Source organism: Pseudomonas sp. UBA1879 (genome assembly GCF_002338065.1).
Taxonomy (GTDB): domain Bacteria; phylum Pseudomonadota; class Gammaproteobacteria; order Pseudomonadales; family Pseudomonadaceae; genus Aquipseudomonas.
The window spans coordinates 180,998-199,690 of sequence record NZ_DDHJ01000016.1 but is presented as its reverse complement, the minus strand read 5'-3'; the positions used below and the strand labels follow the sequence as shown (position 1 = coordinate 199,690).

General features: G+C 60.0%; 12 protein-coding genes. 5 read left to right on the top strand and 7 right to left on the bottom strand.

Translation table 11 applies throughout. The features are described from left to right. Positions 1-236: 236 nt before the first annotated feature. The 3 genes from B3N48_RS19305 (at position 237) to B3N48_RS19295 (ending at position 5,679) form a co-directional block, all read left to right on the top strand. Positions 237-3,104 carry a DUF2339 domain-containing protein gene (locus tag B3N48_RS19305; RefSeq protein WP_296186508.1) on the top strand — a complete coding sequence of 956 codons (2,868 nt, stop codon included), beginning with the start codon at positions 237-239 and terminating at the stop codon, positions 3,102-3,104. Further along, positions 3,101-4,486, top strand: a complete 1,386-nt coding sequence (locus B3N48_RS19300) for a DUF3999 domain-containing protein (RefSeq protein ID WP_296186506.1) — start codon at positions 3,101-3,103, stop codon at positions 4,484-4,486. The genes B3N48_RS19305 and B3N48_RS19300 overlap by 4 nt, the downstream gene beginning before the upstream one ends. A 182-nt stretch (positions 4,487-4,668) precedes the next feature. Next, a complete protein-coding gene (locus B3N48_RS19295; RefSeq protein ID WP_296186504.1) occupies positions 4,669-5,679 on the top strand; it encodes a class 1 fructose-bisphosphatase in 1,011 nt (336 codons plus the stop codon). Between the two features lie 193 nt (positions 5,680-5,872). On the opposite strand, the gene B3N48_RS19290 is transcribed toward B3N48_RS19295, so the two are convergent. Together B3N48_RS19290 and B3N48_RS19285 are read right to left on the bottom strand one after the other, a co-directional pair. Then, complete coding sequence (locus B3N48_RS19290) at positions 5,873-6,175, bottom strand: cell division protein ZapA (protein ID WP_296186502.1); 303 nt, start codon at positions 6,173-6,175, stop codon at positions 5,873-5,875. After that, positions 6,172-6,405 carry a hypothetical protein gene (locus tag B3N48_RS19285; RefSeq protein WP_296186501.1) on the bottom strand — a complete coding sequence of 78 codons (234 nt, stop codon included), beginning with the start codon at positions 6,403-6,405 and terminating at the stop codon, positions 6,172-6,174. The genes B3N48_RS19290 and B3N48_RS19285 overlap by 4 nt, the downstream gene beginning before the upstream one ends. 318 nt (positions 6,406-6,723) lie before the next feature. Between B3N48_RS19285 and B3N48_RS19280 the strand changes: the two genes are divergently transcribed. Next, a complete protein-coding gene (locus B3N48_RS19280) occupies positions 6,724-8,349 on the top strand; it encodes a methyl-accepting chemotaxis protein (RefSeq protein WP_296186500.1) in 1,626 nt (541 codons plus the stop codon). Positions 8,350-8,498: 149 nt separating this feature from the next. Here the strand turns inward: B3N48_RS19280 and gbcB are convergent, their stop codons facing one another. Then, on the bottom strand, positions 8,499-9,599 hold the full coding sequence (gene gbcB, locus B3N48_RS19275) for a glycine-betaine demethylase subunit GbcB (RefSeq protein WP_296186499.1): 1,101 nt from the start codon (positions 9,597-9,599) through the stop codon (positions 8,499-8,501). A 329-nt stretch (positions 9,600-9,928) separates the two neighbouring features. Between gbcB and gbcA the strand changes: the two genes are divergently transcribed. Beyond that, a complete protein-coding gene (gbcA, locus tag B3N48_RS19270) occupies positions 9,929-11,227 on the top strand; it encodes a glycine-betaine demethylase subunit GbcA (RefSeq protein ID WP_296186497.1) in 1,299 nt (432 codons plus the stop codon). A 1,156-nt stretch (positions 11,228-12,383) separates the two neighbouring features. Here the strand turns inward: gbcA and B3N48_RS19265 are convergent. The 4 genes from B3N48_RS19265 to dgcA form a co-directional block, all read right to left on the bottom strand. Further along, positions 12,384-13,187 carry an electron transfer flavoprotein subunit beta gene (locus B3N48_RS19265; protein WP_296186495.1) on the bottom strand — a complete coding sequence of 268 codons (804 nt, stop codon included), beginning with the start codon at positions 13,185-13,187 and terminating at the stop codon, positions 12,384-12,386. Beyond that, positions 13,177-14,397 (bottom strand): electron transfer flavoprotein subunit alpha/FixB family protein, encoded by a 1,221-nt coding sequence (locus B3N48_RS19260; RefSeq protein ID WP_296186494.1) that lies wholly within the window; start codon positions 14,395-14,397, stop codon positions 13,177-13,179. Before B3N48_RS19260 ends, B3N48_RS19265 begins: the two co-directional genes overlap by 11 nt. Beyond that, entirely contained in the window at positions 14,397-16,343 is a 1,947-nt protein-coding gene (dgcB, locus tag B3N48_RS19255) for a dimethylglycine demethylation protein DgcB (protein WP_296186492.1), read from the bottom strand. Before dgcB ends, B3N48_RS19260 begins: the two co-directional genes overlap by 1 nt. A gap of 137 nt (positions 16,344-16,480) precedes the next feature. Further along, positions 16,481-18,541 carry a dimethylglycine demethylation protein DgcA gene (gene dgcA, locus B3N48_RS19250; protein ID WP_166595688.1) on the bottom strand — a complete coding sequence of 687 codons (2,061 nt, stop codon included), beginning with the start codon at positions 18,539-18,541 and terminating at the stop codon, positions 16,481-16,483. Positions 18,542-18,693: the final 152 nt, after the last annotated feature.

The following is an 18,693-nucleotide window of genomic DNA, read 5'->3' as shown; positions in this document are numbered from 1 at the left end:
GGTCCGCAGAAGATTCCGACTGACCCAGCCCCTGTGGGAGTGAGCTTGCTCGCGATGCATTTCCTCAGACGCAGCAACGTTGACTGACAGATCACCTTCGCGGGCAAGCGCGCTCCTAGGGTTGTCATTGACTGTCGACGCAGTTCTCGCTTCCCGACACTAATCGTTTCCTCTTTTGCCCCGCCCGATATACTCCTCGCCATTGCCGCACTGCGGCGGAAAAGGGATGTCGTGGCGTGCAATGGATTCTTTTGCTGGCAGGGGTGTTCATCGGTGCAGTGCTCGATGAATCGCTGATGGGCGGTGCTGTGGGCGCGGTGGTCGGCCTGGCTCTGGGTTTGAGCGTTCGCCTGTCATCGCTGGCTCGCCAGACAAGCGAACAGAAAGCCGAACTGGCTGAGACCCGGCTTGATCTAAAGGCCCTTCAGCTACGTCTGAGCCAGCTGGATTCCGCTGCCACGCAGCTGCCGGACGCCCCAGCGCCAACACCGCTCGATATCCAACCTGTTGCCGACACCGGTCCCGAGCTGCTCTGGGACTTGCCGGACCTCGAACCTGAGCTTGTTGAACCTACCACCGATTCCGAATGGCGCCGCCCGCCCGAGAACCTGCAACCTGCGCGCCCCGCGGCCGCGCATTACACCGAGCCCAACCTGTTCGACAACTTGCTGAATCACGCAAAAGACTGGCTGCTGGGCGGCAACACGGTGTTACGCGTCGGCGTGGTGCTGCTGTTTCTCGGGTTGGCGTTTCTGCTGCGCTACGCCACTGAAGGCCTGGTCGTGCCCATCGAAGCGCGATACGCCGGGGTTGCCGTCGCAGCATTGGCACTCTTGGGCCTTGGCTGGTGGCTGCGCCAACGCAACGAATCCTTTGCCCTGATGCTGCAAGGCACAGGCGTGGCGGTGCTGTACCTGACGGTGTTCGCCGCGATGAAAGTCCACACGTTACTCGCCCCCGGCATGGCGTTTAGCCTACTGGTGGCGGTGACTGTGTTCTCGGCCATTCTCGCGGTGACGCAAAACTCGCTGGCCCTCGCCTGCGTGGCGGCGCTCGGCGGTTTTGCAGCGCCCTTGTTGACCTCATCGGGGGCGGGCAGCCATGTCGCGCTGTTCAGTTATTTCGCCTTGCTCAACGCCGGAATCTTCGCCATCGCCTGGTTCAAGGCATGGCGTCCGTTGAACCTGATCGGCTTTGTCGGCACATTCGGCATCGGTTGCGGGTGGGGATTGAAGGCCTATACCCCCGAGCTGTTCTGGAGTACCGAGCCGTTCCTGATTCTTTTCTTCCTGCTGTACCTGGCCATCGGCCTGCTGTTTGCCCGACGCAAGCTTCAAGAACACGCAACAGGCCCTGAAGACGACAGCCGTGCGGCGGTCCTGCGCTGGTCGGCGAAGCACAGTCATTACGTCGACGGAACCCTCTTGTTCGGCACGCCCATCGCCGGTTTTGGCCTGCAATACGCCATCGTCCAGCACATCGAGTTCGGCGCGGCGTTCAGTGCGCTGGTGCTGGGCCTCCTTTATATGGCGATTGCACGCATCCTCGCTGGCCGTGCACCCGGCCGCGCGCTGTTGCTGGTTGAAACCTGCCTGTCCCTCGGCGTGGTGTTCGCGACGCTGGCCATTCCTCTGGGGCTGAGCGCGCAGTGGACAACCGTGGCCTGGGCCGTCGAAGGCGCCGCTGTGTTCTGGCTGGGGATGCGCCAGGACCGGCGATTGGCGCGCGTTTTCGGCTTGCTGCTGCAACTGGGCGCAGGATTCGCATTCCTCGGGATGGTCGGTCGCTGGGCGGCGTGGAAGGACGGTCCGACTGTCAGTCATGGCGATTTCTGGACGCCGCTGATCATCGCGCTCGCCGGCCTGATCAGTGCCTTCGTCGTCGAGCGGATCGGCACATTGCGTCTGGCATTCAGCGAACGCGCCTTACAACCCGCGCTGTTGGTGTGGGGCGCGCTGTGGTGGTCAATCACGTTGTGCGTCAGCATGCATTACGTGCCCGGCGCGCGGGAAATACCGACGTTGCTGCTGCTGGGCGCCCTTAGCGTCGGGCTGTGGACCGTCGTCTCATTGCGCCTCAGATGGGTCGGGCTGGCGCAACTGTGCACGCTGTTGATGCCCGCCAGCGTCGCGCTGCTGACCTTGATGCTGTTCAACCCTTATTACCACCCCGCTGCGAATTGGGGCTGGCTCGGCTGGGCAGCGGTGTTCGCCGCTCATGTGCTGTCGCTGAAGAAGCTGGACGCCGTGCTGAATAGACACCTGCGCAGCGCCGCGCATGTTCTGGGTTGCTGGCTGATCCTCGGCGTACTGTCGCTGGAGTTGCGTTACGGCCTGCTGATTCTGTCCGAGTCCTACAACGCCTGGCGCTGGCTCGGCTGGGCCGTGCTGCCGAGCTTCTATCTGCTGGCGATGACCGCGCCGCGCACTGAGCCGTGGCGGGTGCCGTGGCCGGTCAGTGCCTACCCCCGCGAATATAGGGTCTGGGCCGCTGCGCCCCTGGCGTTCCTGATGCTGGCGTGGTTCTGGCTGGCAAACTGGTTCAGCGAAGGGGCGGCCGATCCGCTGCCTTACGTCCCGGTGATCAACCCGTTGGAGCTGGGTCTGTTGATCACGCTTGCCGGTATTTTCAGCTGGACGCGTCAACAACTGCCGCAGCTCGGCGTCAGCCCCCATCATGCGCGCAAGGTGGCTCTGATCATCGCGGGGGCGTCGATCTTCGCGCTGGTCACCGCCACGGTCATGCGCAGCGCCCATCACTGGGCAGGCGTGGCTTGGCACACCGATGCGCTGTTCGAATCGATGCGCGTGCAGGCGGGCCTGTCCATCGTCTGGACCTTGATGGCACTGGCGCTGATGATCGGCGGGCACCTGCGTAAACAGCGGGACGTGTGGATCGTTGGCGCGGTACTGATCGGCATTGTGGTCGGCAAATTGTTCTTCGTTGAACTGAGCAATCGCGGCAGCCTCGAACGAATCGTGTCGTTCATCGGCGTTGGCGTTCTGCTCCTCGTGGTGGGATATTTCGCACCATTGCCGCCGAAGAAACCGACTCGCAGCCCGTTATCGGATGAAGCCACGCCGACGGATTCGGCACTGCCATGAGAATCAGGAGTTCGTTGTTGAGTCGTCAGTCTCTCGTCAAGGCCGCTGTTTTTGGATCGATGCTGTGCGCCGCGCTGTTCGCCCAGGCCGAAGACCTGCCGAACGATTTCGCCAGCCACCTACCGCTGAGCGTGAGCGGCGAAGGGCCGTGGTATCGCCTCGAGCTGCCGCTCGCCGCTCAACTGAACGCTCGCCAAGGCAATCTCAACGACGTGCGCATTTTCAACGCCGATGGCCAGGCCCAGCCTTACGCGCTGACCCTCAGCCAACCGCAGCGCGCCCAAGACGAAACGCCAGTCGATGTAAAGTGGTTCCCGCTCTACAACAGCGACGATGCCAAGGACGCCGAGCCGAAAATCCGTGTCGAACGCACCGCCAACGGCACGCTGGTGGAAGTCCAGCCCCAGGGGGAGATCGAAGCGGGCGAGGAGATTCTGCGCGGCTGGCTGCTCGACACCAGCGCCCTTCACGGGCCTTTGGACCAATTGATTCTCGACTGGGACGCCGAGCGCGACGGTTTTCAGCGCTTCAGCATCGAGGCCAGTGACGACTTGCAACACTGGAAGCGCTGGGGCGAAAGCCAAGTGGCGCGTTTGTCGTTCGCGGACGAGCGCGTCGAGCAGCGGGTCGTCACATTGCCCGGTCGCAGCGCCCGCTATTTGCGTCTGCTGTGGATCAACCCGCAATCGGCGCCGATTTTAACCGCTGCGCAGTTGGTCAGTACGCGCCCAGACGTGATGCCGCTGAGCTGGTCGCCAGCCATCTCCGGGACCGTCGAGAAGCCCAGCATCTACGTCTGGCAGCTCCCGGTCGCCCTGCCGCTGGAGCGCATGAAGGTCGAGATCACTCAACCCAACAGTCTGGCCCCCGCCACGCTATATGCGCGTGCAGATGGCAACGCCCCCTGGCAGCTCATCGACGACAGCCTGCTCTATCGCTTGACCCAGAACGGCCAGGAAGTGCTTCAGGACGAAATGCAGCTGTCAGGCGCTGTCGTGCGACAGCTGAAACTCGAAGTCGATGATCGTGGCGGTGGCCTGGGCAACGATGCACCCAAGCTCAGTTTCGCCGTGCGTGCCACACAAGTGGTCTTTCTGGGACGGGGTGCACCGCCTTATAGCTTGGCCATCGGCAACGCGACCATCAAAGGGGCGAATCTGCCACTGAACATGCTGGTGCCCGGTGTGACGCCTGAGAAGCTGGCAGCGCTGGGCACAGCTCAGTTGTCGACGGCCCCGGTGGCGGTCAGCGCGCCTCCCTCACCAATGAATGCTGGGCCGGACTGGAAACGCGTCGGTCTGTGGAGCGTCCTGGTGCTGGGTGTGATTTTTCTCGGCTGGATGGCGATTGGCACATTACGCGCATCGAATGCGAAGCGATGACGCTGAACCGATCCCGCACCTGCAAAAACGTGAACGGGGTTCTTCAACGTGTCACGGCCCAACGTCTACGCTGCTGTAGCCCGTGAACTCATTCACTACAGAGTCGGTCTGACAGGCAGTAATAAGTCCTGACACGCGCTAAACTGTGCGCGTTTTTATATCCCCTTCTTCCGGAGCTCTCCATGTCCCGCGTTACCCTGAGTCGCTATCTGATCGAGCAGACCCGCAGCAACAACACGCCTGCCGATCTGCGCTTCCTTATCGAAGTGGTGGCGCGTGCATGCAAGGAAATCAGTCACGCGGTATCCAAAGGCGCCCTGGGCGGCGTGCTCGGCAGCATGGGTACCGAAAACGTTCAAGGTGAAGTGCAGAAGAAGCTGGACGTCATGTCCAACGAAATCCTGCTCGAAGCCAACGAATGGGGCGGCCACCTGGCGGGCATGGCGTCGGAAGAAATGGATAACGCCTATCAGATCCCCGGCAAATACCCGAAAGGCGCGTACCTGCTGGTATTCGACCCTCTGGACGGCTCGTCCAACATCGACATCAACGCCCCAGTCGGCACCATCTTTTCGGTGCTGCGTTGCCCTAACGAATACCTGAGCCAGAACGAGGCCCTGAACGAAAAGGCCTTCCTGCAGCCTGGCACTCAACAAGTTGCCGCCGGTTACGCTATTTATGGCCCACAAACCATGCTGGTGCTGACCTTGGGTCACGGCGTCAAAGGCTTCACCCTGGACCGCGAAATGGGCAGCTTCGTGCTGAGCCATGAAGACATCAAGATCCCTGAGTCCACTCAGGAATTCGCGGTCAACATGTCCAACCAGCGTCACTGGGAAGCCCCGGTCAAGCGTTACGTTGAGGAGCTGCTGGCCGGCGAAGAAGGCCCGCTCAAGAAAAACTACAACATGCGCTGGGTGGCCGCGATGGTCGCCGACGTGCATCGCATCCTGACCCGTGGCGGTCTGTTCATGTACCCGCGTGACGCCCGCGAGCCTTCCAAACCGGGCAAGTTGCGCTTGATGTACGAAGCCAACCCCATGTCGTTCCTGGTCGAACAGGCTGGCGGCGCGTCCACCGACGGCCATCAGCGCATTCTCGACATTCAGCCTGAAGGCCTGCACCAGCGCGTGGCGGTGTTCTTGGGTTCGAAAGAGGAAGTGGAACGCGCAACTTCGTACCACAAGGAATAATCCTGCGATCGCACAGGCTGATAGGTCTTGACGCGCGATTCGGTGGTTCTACCGGATCGCCTGCCGGGATGGTCAGTGCAAAGCCTGTGCGCTCAGCCGCTTTCTCGTCGCAATGAGCGAATGTGTCGCGCCTTCGTGACGCAGCGTGCAAATCGTGCGCTGCTGACCACTGTCCCCTCGATGCCAAGGCCTCTCAACCCTGCGCAATCACTTTCTCGATCACCTCGACCGTCGCGCTGACCTTGTCTTCGTAACGACTCAACGCGTCGGCGTGCTGTTGTTTGAGTTCGATCTGTTTCGAACACAGGTTCAGCGCCGCCAACACCAGCAAGCGGTCGCCAATCAAGGTCGGGTAGCTGCGCTTGGTGTCGGAGAGCGCCGACTTGAGCATGACCACGGCCTCCATCAAGGTCTGCTCCTGACCTTCAGGCGCCTTGATGGTGTAGTCGTTGCCCAGAATGGAAATGACCTTGGTGGTGCCGCGGTCGATGATCATGCGCTGACCGCGCTGGCGCCGGTCGCGCGATCCACCAGTGCCTGGATACGGGCAGCCGTCGCGCCCTGCTTTTCTTCCTGCTCCAGCAAACTCAGCTGCAAACTGTCGTTGTCATCCTTGGCTTGTTTCAGCTCCAGGGCGAGCTGCTCATTCGTGTCTAGCAGCGTCTGATTCTGTTGCACCAGATCACTGACGAGCTTTTCCAACTGGCTTAGGGATGCTTCCAACATTTTGATTTCTCAGGCAAATTTCAAAGGGCGCGTACGATAAAGAAAAGTCACTTCAGCTACCAGTGAAATCAGGGCATTCACGCCACTACACCGACTCAACATCCTGTGTGCCGCTTCAATTCCGCAAACGCATAACGGCCCTGATTGACTGCGTTTTTCCCATCTTGTTCCTACTGTTCGTCAGATCGACCTGCCTGCGGCATAAGCGCACAGCCATGAGCAAGGGTTCAAGTCTCTAGCGCTTCAACCGATAAGCCGTGCACGTCTTTTTCAAATCTCTTCTACACGCATGGATCGCGGCTTTCTCAGGAAACCTTCATGTCTCTGCGTAATATGAACATCGCGCCCCGCGCGTTCCTCGGCTTTTCCATCATTGGTCTGCTAATGCTGGTGCTCGGCATCTTCGCCCTGGCGCAGATGAGCAAGATTAACGACGCCACTGAAATCATGGCGACCAACAGCATGCCGAGCATCAAGGCGCTGGATAAACTGACCGAAGCCAGCATTCGCTTGCGTGTGCTGTCTTACCGCCTGATGCTCAACCGCGAAGCGGACACCCAGCAGAAAACCATCGAGTTGCTGGCCATGCGCAATCGCCAGATTGAAGAGGCCCGCGCGATTTACGTCAAACTGATCGCCGCCCCTGAAGAGCAAGCCACGTACGATCAGTACGTCAAGCTGCTGGGCGACTACCGCAACCTCGAAGAACGCATGAAGTTGTTAAGCAACGCTAACAAGCTCGATGACCTCACGACCTTGCTCAACAACGACCTGCAGACTAACTCCGACCAGATGAACACAGCGCTGGGCAAGCTGGTGGAAATCAACACTCAGCAGCTCAATGACACCAATAGAATTGCCTCGGACCAGTATTCGACTGCCTTCACGATGGTCGTCACGCTGCTGATCATCGCCACCGTGCTGACCCTCCTGTTCGCCTGGTTGCTGACCAACAGCATCACCCGTCCGATTGCCTCTGCCCTCAAGGCCGCTGAAGAAATCGCCGAGGGCGACCTGACTCACACCATCGCCGTAGAGGGTTCGGACGAAGCCGGTCGCCTGCTCAGCGCCATGCTGAAGATGCAGTCGAAACTGCGCGACACCCTGCAACGCATTACCGGCTCTGCCACTCAATTGGCTTCCGCAGCCGAGGAGCTGAACGCGGTTACCGACGAGAGCGCCCGGGGTCTCTCGCAACAGAACAACGAAATCGAACAAGCCGCCACCGCTGTCAACGAGATGACCAGCGCCGTAGAGGAAGTCGCGCGCAATGCGGTGAGCACCTCTGAAGCCTCAAAAAACGCCACGACGTCGGCCAGCGACGGCCGCGATCTGGTGCAAGAGACCGTCAGCGCCATTGAACGCATGAGCAGCGATGTGCAGGGCACTGCGACCTTGATCGGCAATCTGGCTGACGAATCCCGTGACATCGGCAAAGTGCTGGACGTGATTCGCGGCTTGGCCGACCAGACCAACTTGCTGGCCCTCAACGCTGCTATCGAGGCAGCCCGTGCGGGGGAGGCAGGCCGTGGTTTCGCTGTTGTGGCCGACGAAGTTCGCGCCCTTGCCCACCGCACCCAGCAATCGACCAGCGAAATCGAACGGATGATCAGCAGTATCCAAGGCGGCACCGAGCAGGCGGTCAATTCGATGCGCAGCAGCACCGAACGCGCCGAATCGACCCTGAGCATCGCCAAAGGTGCAGGTCTGGCGCTGGACACCATTAACACCGCGGTGGTCGAGATTAACGAACGCAATCTGGTGATCGCCAGCGCCGCCGAAGAGCAGGCGCAAGTGGCGCGTGAAGTGGACCGCAATCTGGTCAACATCCGCGACCTGTCGACTCAGTCGGCCACCGGCGCCGGCCAGACCAGCGCTGCCAGCAACGAATTGTCGCGCCTGGCGGTGGACCTGAACGGGATGGTGGCGCGGTTCAGGCTGTAACGATCTACGCAGCGCATAACAACTGTGAGAGCCGGCTTGCTGGCGAACGCGCAATAGCAGACGCCTCATGAGCGACTGACCAGACGCTTTCGCCAGCACGCCGGCTCCTAGGGATTGCGTCCGTCAGACGCAATCAGCCAGTCAAGGGATCAATACTCGATTCGCACATCACCTTTCGGGACGCTGCAGCACGACAGGATGTAGCCCTCTTCCACGTCGTCGTCGGTGATACCGCCGTTGTGTTCCATCTCGACTTCGCCGCTGAGTTTCATCACTTTGCAGGTGCCACAGATGCCCATGCCGCAGGCTTTCGGAATCATCAGGCCCAGCTTGGCGGCTGCTGCATGGACGGTTTCGCCAGGCGCCACGCGGATGCTCTTGCCAGTATCGGTAAATTCAACCTGATGCAGCTCGGCGGTGTCGATTTCCGGGGCGTCGGCGGCTTGCTCGGCGTGTTCCACGGCGTCGGCGCGGGCCTCCGGTGGCGTCGCACCGAAGGACTCTTCGTGATACTGGGCCATGTTGAAGCCGTTGGCTTCCAGCAGCCGCTTGACCGCGTTCATGTAAGGGGTCGGGCCGCAACAGAAGACTTCGCGCTCCATGAAATCGGGCGCCATCAGCTCCAGCATCTTCTGGTTCAGGTAGCCGCGATAACCGGCCCAAGGCTCACCCAAACCGTGCTTCTCACAGACGATGTGCAGCGAGAAGTTATTGATGCGCGACGCCATCTGTTCCAGTTCACGGTGGTAGATGATGTCTTTCGGCGAGCGTGAGCTGTGGACAAACACCATGTCGACATTGGCGTTGGTGTCGTAATACCAGCGCGCCATGGACATGACTGGCGTGATACCGACGCCACCGCTCAGGTAAAGGATCTTCGGGTTCGGGAAATCGATGGCGTTGAACAGACCGACCGGCCCGTGGACCGCCAGCTCCTGGCCTTCATGCAGGGTGTCGTGCAGCCAATTGGACACTTTGCCGCCCGGCACGCGCTTGATCGTGATGGAAAAGCTGTACGGCACCGATGGCGAACTGGAAATGGTGTACGAGCGCATGGTCGGCACGCCGTCGATTTCCAGCTCCAGGGTGACGAACTGACCCGGCTTGAAAAAGAACAGGATCGGCTGATCGGCCATGAAGCAAAAGGTGCGCACGTCCCAGGTTTCCTGGATCACTTTGACGACCCGCACCAGGTGGCGGCCATTGGCCCAGGTCTGCGTGGTGACGGGGTTGAGGAAACTCTGGGACATACTCACTCTCCACGGCCGACTGTCGGCCTCTTATGGTGGCGATTCTGCGTAACGCACGAGCCACCTATTTACCTATCAGCGACATTCACATACTTATGGCGACCAGCCCCGATCTATAGGGGCTGCGTAGTCGGAAACGGATTCGGCCATGTCGCCCATGGATAAGGTTCGTGTCGCGCCCGGCTACACACTCGCCGTCAATCGAATACAGATTTTTTACCCATAACCATGAGCGACAGAGACAACCGTCGCCTCGCGTGCCGAACACCCCACAACCGTATTAGCCACATTTTTTAGATCGCTGAAATCGCGGTCTGAGGACTTGAAAGATGGACGTCACCGCAACTCTGAGCCTGGGCGATCCGCTGGAACCCGCACGCAAGGCCACCGCTGAGATGCTGCAAACCCGTGAGCGCACCTACTCGCTGCCGCAGCCTTTCTACAGCGATGAGCGGCTGTTTGAAATCGACATGCAGGAAATCTTTCAAAAGGAATGGCTGATCGCGGGCATGACCAGCGAAATTCCGGCGAAGGGCAACTTCCTGACCCTGGAAATCGGCAAGAACCCGATCCTGGTGGTGCGCAAGCCGGACGGTTCGATCAACGCGTTCCACAACGTCTGCCGCCATCGCGGCTCGCGTCTGTGCACCAAGGAAAAAGGTAAAGTTGCCAAACTGGTGTGCCCATACCACCAGTGGACCTACGAACTCGACGGCCGCCTGCTGTACGCTGGCACTGAAATGGGCGCCGACTTCGACATGCAGAAATTCAGCCTCAAGCCCGTGCACTGCAAGGTGTCAGGCGGCTACATCTTCATCAGCCTGGCGGAAAACCCGCCGGCCATCGACGAGTTCCTGCAGACGCTGAATCACTACATGGAACCGTACGATATGGAAAACACCAAGGTGGCGGTGCAAACCACCTTGATCGAAAAAGCCAACTGGAAGCTGGTGCTGGAAAACAACCGCGAGTGTTACCACTGCAGCGGTTCGCACCCTGAACTGTTGAATACCCTGCTGGAGTGGGACGACACCAACGATCCACGCGCCGACCAGAAATTCAAGGATCATGTCGCTGAATCCGCTGCGGCTTGGGAAGCCGAGAAGATTCCATACCTGCACAAGAGCTTCGGCCTGCGTAACCGTATCGTGCGCATGCCGCTGCTCAAAGGCACCGTGTCCATGACCATGGACGGCCAGCAAGGCAGCAAGAAACTCATGGGCCGCATCCAGAACCCGGACCTGGGCTCGATGCGCATCCTGCACCTGCCACACTCCTGGAACCACTGCATGGGCGACCACGTGATCGTGTTCACCGTGTGGCCGCTGAGCGCACAGGAAACCATGGTCACCACCAAATGGCTGGTGCACAAAGACGCCGTCGAAGGCGTGGACTACGACGTCGCGCGCCTGCGTGAAGTCTGGGACGCCACCAACGACCAAGACCGTCGCCTGGCCGAAGAAAACCAGCGCGGCATCAACTCCGTCGCCTACCAGCCAGGGCCCTACTCGAAAACCTACGAGTTCGGCGTAGTCAATTTCATCGACTGGTACAGCGCCAAGCTGCTTGAAAACATGGGGGCAGAGCCTGCGCCTTATTTGAAGGGTGTGGCGGTTAATCACGAGTAATCGAGAACACCCTTTCCCCTGTGGGAGCCGGCTTGCTGGCGAACGCGGTGTGTCATTCAGCATTGATCTGACTGATACGGCGCATTCGCCAGCAAGCCGACTCCCACAAGTGATGGCGACTCCTCAAACTGTTCAAAAAACGCTCAACCCCGCATTCCCACAACCCAGCCGCTTCTCTCCAGCATCCACAAACAACTTATCCACAGCACAACCCACAGCAATTGTAGGGAAGTCGATTCACGCCTTGGCAAAAACCCGAAAATACCGTGACCTATTTAGAATGACATGAATGAGAAATAGCTGATCATATTTTGATCAAACCCATGGAGGTCACGGAATATAAGGCTCATAGAGGACCGCGAACACCTTATCCACAGAACCGCCAACAGAGATTGTGCGAAACTTCCCGCAATTAGCTACGGTTGTGGAAAAGACTAATGACTGGCGAGATTCTGGTAACTAGAAAGGGTTGATCTCTAACGAAATATCGAACTGATCAATATTTGTACAATCACCTGCAGGCACCGTTCTACGTGGCCTGTAGAGGAAAGCAAACATCTTATCCACATAGACGCTCACAGAGAATGTGGGCAGAACGGCGCCCTATTCAGAATTAACTGTGGAGAAAAAGCGTTTAAAAACCGCTAGATAGGTTGGTCAGTTTTTGATCTACGGCTTGGAGACCAAGCAGTACAAGGCTTGTAGCAATAGGCAGACAGTTTATCCACAGGTGGGTACACAGGGATTGTGGGTATGTGGATTAGTTGGGGAGTAAATAAGACGTCTGACATCTACCTCTGTCAAGGCATTCTAAACTCGCTACCTGGTCAACCTGACTGGAAGAACTCCATCACGAAAATCAGAACTCCTTTCTTGCCAGACGTCGTCTCGAGAGCCAGTGCCCACCTGATCGATCAGGGAGGCCGCCCTGCTATGCCTCCACGAGAGCTGCTAGGTATCGTCACCTTCCGGCCTAGAACAATAGAAGAGGTCAACAGCGTCTTTGCCTCTGCGTATGCCAAGCTGCGTGAGACTGGGTTTGCATGACAAAAACGAACTACATCCAGAGTTATCACGCGCAGTAGCGTTTGATGATCCGCGGTCTCAAACACGAAAGGCGCCAATAAGGCGCCTTTTGCGTTTGAGGAAGTGCGCCTTAACGCACGACCCCTTCCTCTATCAACAGCTTCAAAATCGCCGCAGCGCCTTCCTGGGGGCTTACACCTTTAAGCACTTGCCCGCCGCCGCCGCTGGCTTTCGCTGTCGCCGCTTTCATCCGGTCTGCCCCGCTTTTCGCCTTGATCACTTTCAAGCGTTTTGGACGGGGTTTGGCGGGGGTCAGTTGCGCATCTGTGAATAACTCGTCGATGACCACCTCGATTTCTTCCACGTCTAGCGTGCCGCGCTGCGCCGGGCCGAAGGCGCTTTGGCGCGGCTTTGGCGCGGCGTTATCCACAGTCGCGAGGAATGGCAGACGCACCTTCAGGCGGCGCCGTTGACCGCGTGGCAACGCCTGGAGCACATGGGCGCTGCCATTGCTAATGGATTCCACTTCGGCCATACCGACCACCAGCGGCCAGCCGAGCTTTTCGGCGAGCAGGTAAGGCAGCATGCCGGAGCCTTCGCCCGTTTCAGCCTGGGTGCCAGCAAGCACCAGCTGTACGCCGGATTCGCGAATGTAATCAGCCAGCCCCGGCAGCGCGTCGGCATCCTGGGGTTGGTCGAGAACGTGCAACTCTTTCAGGCCCATCCCGAGATAAGCACGCAGCGCGGGCTCGTCGGCGCTACCGGCATGCAGCACGTGTAAGTTATCCCCAGCCAGTTGCAAGCCCAGCTCGACAGCGCGCGCATCCTGCTCGGCGCGGCGCGGCCGACCGGAAGTCGGGTGCGCACCGATGGAGACCAGGCTGATGACGTGAAGCGCCGCTTTATCCACAGGCAATTTTTTCTCAGGCTGCATCGCGTTTTGCCCCGTTCCGGTAGACCTCGACGGCTTCGATGAGCGCGTCGAGGATTTCAGCGCTTTCGCCAATCACTGACAGATCTGCACGTTTGATCATGTCGCAGGTCGGGTCGAGGTTGATTGCCACGACTTTGTCACACGCGCCAATGCCCTGTAAGTGCTGGATCGCGCCGGAGATGCCCACAGCGACATAAACACGGGCCGTAACCCAGGTGCCTGATGCGCCGACCTGGCGATCCCGGGTCATGTAGCCGTCGTCCACCGCCACGCGAGAGGCGCCTTCGGTGGCGCCCAGTGCGACTGCCGTGCGATGGAACAATGCCCAGTCCTTAACACCATTGCCGCCGGAGAAGATGAACTCCGCTTCGGCCATGGGGATAAGTGCCGGATCGACGGCCACCGCGCCGAGGTCCTCGATGCGAGGAAGGCTCCGCACGATGGCTGTGCACAACTCGACAGGCAGCGCTTCATGACGTGTTTCGCTGACGGGTTCGGCGCACTCGGCGGCCGCAAGGATCACGCGAGACAATGGACGTAAGAGGTCCTCGCGCCCCGCACCGGCACGGCCTGTGGCCTGATCGTCCTTCACCTGCCAAACGCGGGTGGCAGGCCGCTCGCCTACGCTTGCGGCAAAGCGACGGCCCAGCTCGCCACCGCCGGTGCGGCTGTCGGGCAACAGCCAATGGCGTGGGTCGAACTGGTTATCCACAGCCCGCAATCCTTGCACGCGCTGTTCAGGTGAGTAACCGGCAAATTCGTCGCCTTCCAGTATCAGCAGACGGTCAACGCCAGCGGTATCGAACGCGCTTTCTTTGTGCTCACCGAAGACTACGGCCAATACGGCGCCGTCCTTGCCCGCCAAGCTGTGGGCCAAGCCAAGCAGGTCACGGTCGTGGCTGCTCAGGCGACCGCCGACCATGTCGGGCACAACGGCGATGAAGAAGGCCGGATCGGCAACGTGATGCAACGGCAACTGCACTTCGACTGACGCTGAACGCTTGGTGGACCCGCCCTGCTGTGCGCCGCTGCGGTCGATGCGCTTGATGCCGTTGGGGCCGATAAACCCGATGCCGTGCAGGTTTTTGCGGAGGATGCCGTTCGGTCCCATCCAGCTGGATTGTGTCGGTTGCATGGCCGCGTGCAGCGGGTGCAGGCGGTTGCGGGCGATCCACTCGGCACGAGGGTCGCGGCGGATAATGTCGCTCATCAATGCGCCTCCGCAGGTTCACGTTTGGCAGGCGCCGATTTGACTGGCGCTGCGTCTTCAAGCAATGCATCGGCCACCAGTTCGGCAATGTCTTTGATCATCGGCCGAGGTTCGACCACGCCTTCCAACATCGCGGTGCATTGTGGACAACCCACAGCCACCAGCTCGGCGCCGGTTTCGCGGATGTCTTCCATGCGCATGTCGGGAATCCGCTGTTTGCCCGGAATGTCCGTGATCGGCGCGCCGCCACCGCCGCCGCAGCAACGGGAGCGGAAACCGGAACGCTGCATTTCCTTGACCTCGATGCCCAGCGCCTTGAGCACCTGACGCGGCGCCTCGTACTCGCCGTTGTAACGGCCCAGGTAGCACGGATCGTGATAGGTCACGCTTGAGCCTTTGTGTTGGCCCAGGCTCAGCGCGCCATCGCCAATCAGCTCGGACATGTAGGTGCTGTGGTGCTGCACGAAGTAGTTGCCGTCGAAAGCGCCGTATTCGTTTTTCAGCACATGGAAGCTGTGCGGGTCGCAGGTGACGATGCGCTTGAAGCTGTACTTGGACAGCGTCTGAATATTGCGTTTGGCGAGCATCTGAAAGGTCGCTTCATCACCCAGACGACGGGCGACGTCGCCGCTGTCACGCTCCTCAAGGCCCAAGACCGCGAAGTCGACCCTGGCCGCCTTCAAGACTTTGACAAACGCGCGCAGGGTGCGCTGATTGCGCATGTCGAACGCGCCATCACCGACCCAGAACAGCACGTCGGTCGTTTTCTTCTCGCTCATCAAACTGAGGTTTAAATCAGCTGCCCAGTTCATCCGGCCGCCCGGTGCAAAACCGCCCGGATTGTCGGTGGCGATGAGGTTTTCCAGGACCTCGGCACCCTTGTTAGGGGTCGCGCCTTTTTCCAGGGTCAAGTGGCGACGCATGTCGACGATAGCGTCAACGTGCTCGATCATCATCGGGCACTCTTCCACGCAGGCGCGGCAGGTGGTGCACGACCACAGGGTTTCAGCATCGACCAGACCGTTGACGATCGGCTGATGCGGGTTGCCGCCGTGTTCGCCGATCGGCTTCCCTGGATACGGGCTGCCTGCAAAGTTGGCGTCTGTGCCGCCCGCCAGACCGACGACCATATCCTGAATCAGCTTTTTCGGGTTCAACGGCTGGCCCGCGGCGAACGCCGGGCACGCGGCTTCGCACTTACCGCACTGCACGCAGGCATCGAAGCCGAGCAACTGGTTCCACGTGAAGTCTTTAGGTTTTTCCACGCCCAGCGGCGCAGTCGGGTCTGCAAGGTTGAGCGGCTTCAAACCTGTGGAGCGACCACCGCCAAAGCGTTCAGCGCGTCGGTGCCACGCCAAGTGCAGGGCCCCGGCGAAGGCGTGTTTCATGGGGCCGCCCCAGGTCATGCCGAAGAACAATTCGGAAACGCCCCACAGCACGCCGATCCCCAGGATGATTGCCAACAGCCAGCCACCGAAGTTTTCCGGGAGAATACCCGCGACCGGCAAGGTCACGAGGAAGAACGAACCGGAAAACGCTAGCAGGCTTTTCGGCAGGCGCATCCACGGGCCTCTCGACAAACGGCTTGGCGGGTTGCGTCGACGCAGGTACATGAAGATGGCACCGACGAACATCGCCGCCGACATCAGCAACAGCGCGTAACCGAGGATGCGGTTATGCAGGCCAAAACCGTGGACCAGAATCGCCAGAATGATCGACGCCACCGCGCCACCCGCCGTAGCGACGTGGGTGTTGGCGATGTATTTGTCCCGCGCGACCACGTGGTGAAGATCGACCATGTAGCGCTTGGGCATCGCCAGCAGTCCGCCCAGCAGATCGACTTTGGACGCACGCCCGTTGCGCCACATGGCAGCCCGCCGCAAGGCGCCGAGGATCGCGAGACCCAGGGCGGCGAACAGCAGGATTGGAAGAAGAGTGCTTAACATGTGGAGCTCCCAAAAGACCTCGGGTCTTGCTAGGGCCTTGTGGGAGCCGGCTTGCTGGCGAACCGGGCAACGCGGTGTATGTGTCGTTCCGCGTTATCGTTCTTCGCCAGCAAGCCGGCTCCCACAGGAGGTTTGGCTTAGAAGTCTTTACACAGCCGCAGTGCGTCGTAGATCGCAGCATGGGTATTACGCTGCGCCACGCAGTCGCCGATGCGGTACAGCAGGTACCCATCACCCGCCTGGCTCAACAGCGGCTGTGGCTGGATCGCGAACAGGGCGTCGATGTCGATCTGGCCCTTGTTGCGCGAATCCTCTTTCAAGCCGTAGTACAGCTCTTCGTCAGGACGCACGCCGTTCTCGATCACCACCTGGTCGATCACCCGCTCCTCTTTGGCGCCGGTGTACTCGTTTTCCAGGACCGCCACCAACTTGTCGCCTTCGCGGTAGACCTTCTCCAGCATCATGTCGCCGGTCATGATGATTTCTTTCGGGTACATGCTGCGGTAGTACGTCGGGAACGACGTGCCGCCCATGGCCACGCCCGGCTTGATGTCGTCGGTGACGATCTCCACCTGGCTGCCTTTGTCGGCCATGAAATCGGCCACCGACATCCCGGTGAATTCACAGATGGTGTCGTAGACCAGCACGTTCTTGGCCGGTGCAACTTTGCCGTCCAGCACGTCCCAGCTGCTGACCACCAAGCCTTCCGCCGCGCCCCAGTGCTCGTTCTGCTCGATGAACGGGTGGCCGCCCACCGCCAGCACCACCACATCAGGACGCAGGTCGCGAATGGTGGCGACATCAGCAGCGGTGCCCAGACGCAGATCCACTTTCAGGCGCGCCAGTTCCAGCTGATACCAGCGGGTGATACCGGCGATCTGGTCACGCTGCGGCGCCTTCGAGGCCGTGGTGATCTGGCCGCCAATCGCGTCCTTCTTCTCGAACAGGGTCACGTCGTGGCCGCGCTCAGCCGACACACGCGCTGCTTCCATCCCGGCAGGACCGGCGCCGACGATCACCACTTTGCGTTTCACGCCGGTGGTTTTCTCGATGATGTGCGGCACACCCATGTATTCACGGGAGGTCGCGGCGTTCTGGATGCACAGCACGTCCAGACCCTGATACTGGCGATCGATGCAGTAGTTGGCACCGACGCACTGACGAATCTGGTCGACCTGACCCATTTTGATCTTGGTGATCAGGTGCGGGTCGGCGATGTGCGCGCGGGTCATGCCGACCATGTCGACGTAACCGCCTTCCAGAATACGCGTGGCCTGGTTCGGGTCCTTGATGTTCTGCGCGTGCAAAACCGGCGCCTTGACCACTTCCTTGATACCGGCCGCCAGGTGCAGAAATGGCTCCGGTGGATAGCTCATATTGGGGATCACGTTGGCCAGGGTGTTGTGCGTGTCGCACCCCGAGCCCACCACACCGATGAAGTCGATCATGCCGGTCTGGTCGTAATACTTGGCGATCTCTTTCATGTCTTCATGGCTGAGACCGTCCGGGTGAAACTCGTCACCACAGATACGCAGGCCCACGCAGAAGTCGGGACCGACTTCCTTACGCACAGCCTTGATCACTTCCAGACCGAAACGCATACGGTTTTCGAAGCTGCCGCCCCACTCGTCCGTACGCTTGTTGACGCGCGGGCTCCAGAACTGGTCGATCATGTGCTGGTGCACGGCCGACAGTTCCACGCCGTCCAGGCCACCGGCCTTGGCGCGAGCGGCAGCGCTGGCGTAGTTGCCGATCACGCGCCAGATCTCTTCCGGCTCGATGGTCTTGCACGTCGCGCGGTGCACAGGCTCGCGGATCCCCGATGGCGACATCAGCGTCGGCCAGTGGTCGCCGTCCCAACGGGAACGACGGCCCATGTGGGTAATCTGGATCATGATCTTGGCGCCATGCTTGTGCATGGCGTCTGCGAGATTCTGGAAGTGCGGGATGATCTTGTCGGTGGCCAGGTTGACCGACTTCCACCAGCTTTGCGGGCTGTCGATCGCCACGCTGGAAGAGCCGCCACAAATGGCCAGGCCGATGCCGCCTTTGGCTTTCTCCTCGTAATACTTCACGTAACGGTCGGTGGTCATGCCGCCATCGGTGGCATAAACCTCGGCGTGCGCGGTACTGAGGACGCGATTGCGGATTGTCAGTTTGCCGATCTGAATCGGCTGAAACATTGCTTCGAAAGCCATTTCTAACTCCTCAAGACGAAAGAAAGCTGCTGCGCTCGGCGATGCTGCGTTGAACTCAAACTCGAAATGCTCATTGACTAAAGTCAACTCCGCTTTCTCGCTTGAGTTCGCCTTGCCTGGCCTTCGCTCGCGACGCTTTAAAACGGCTCGGT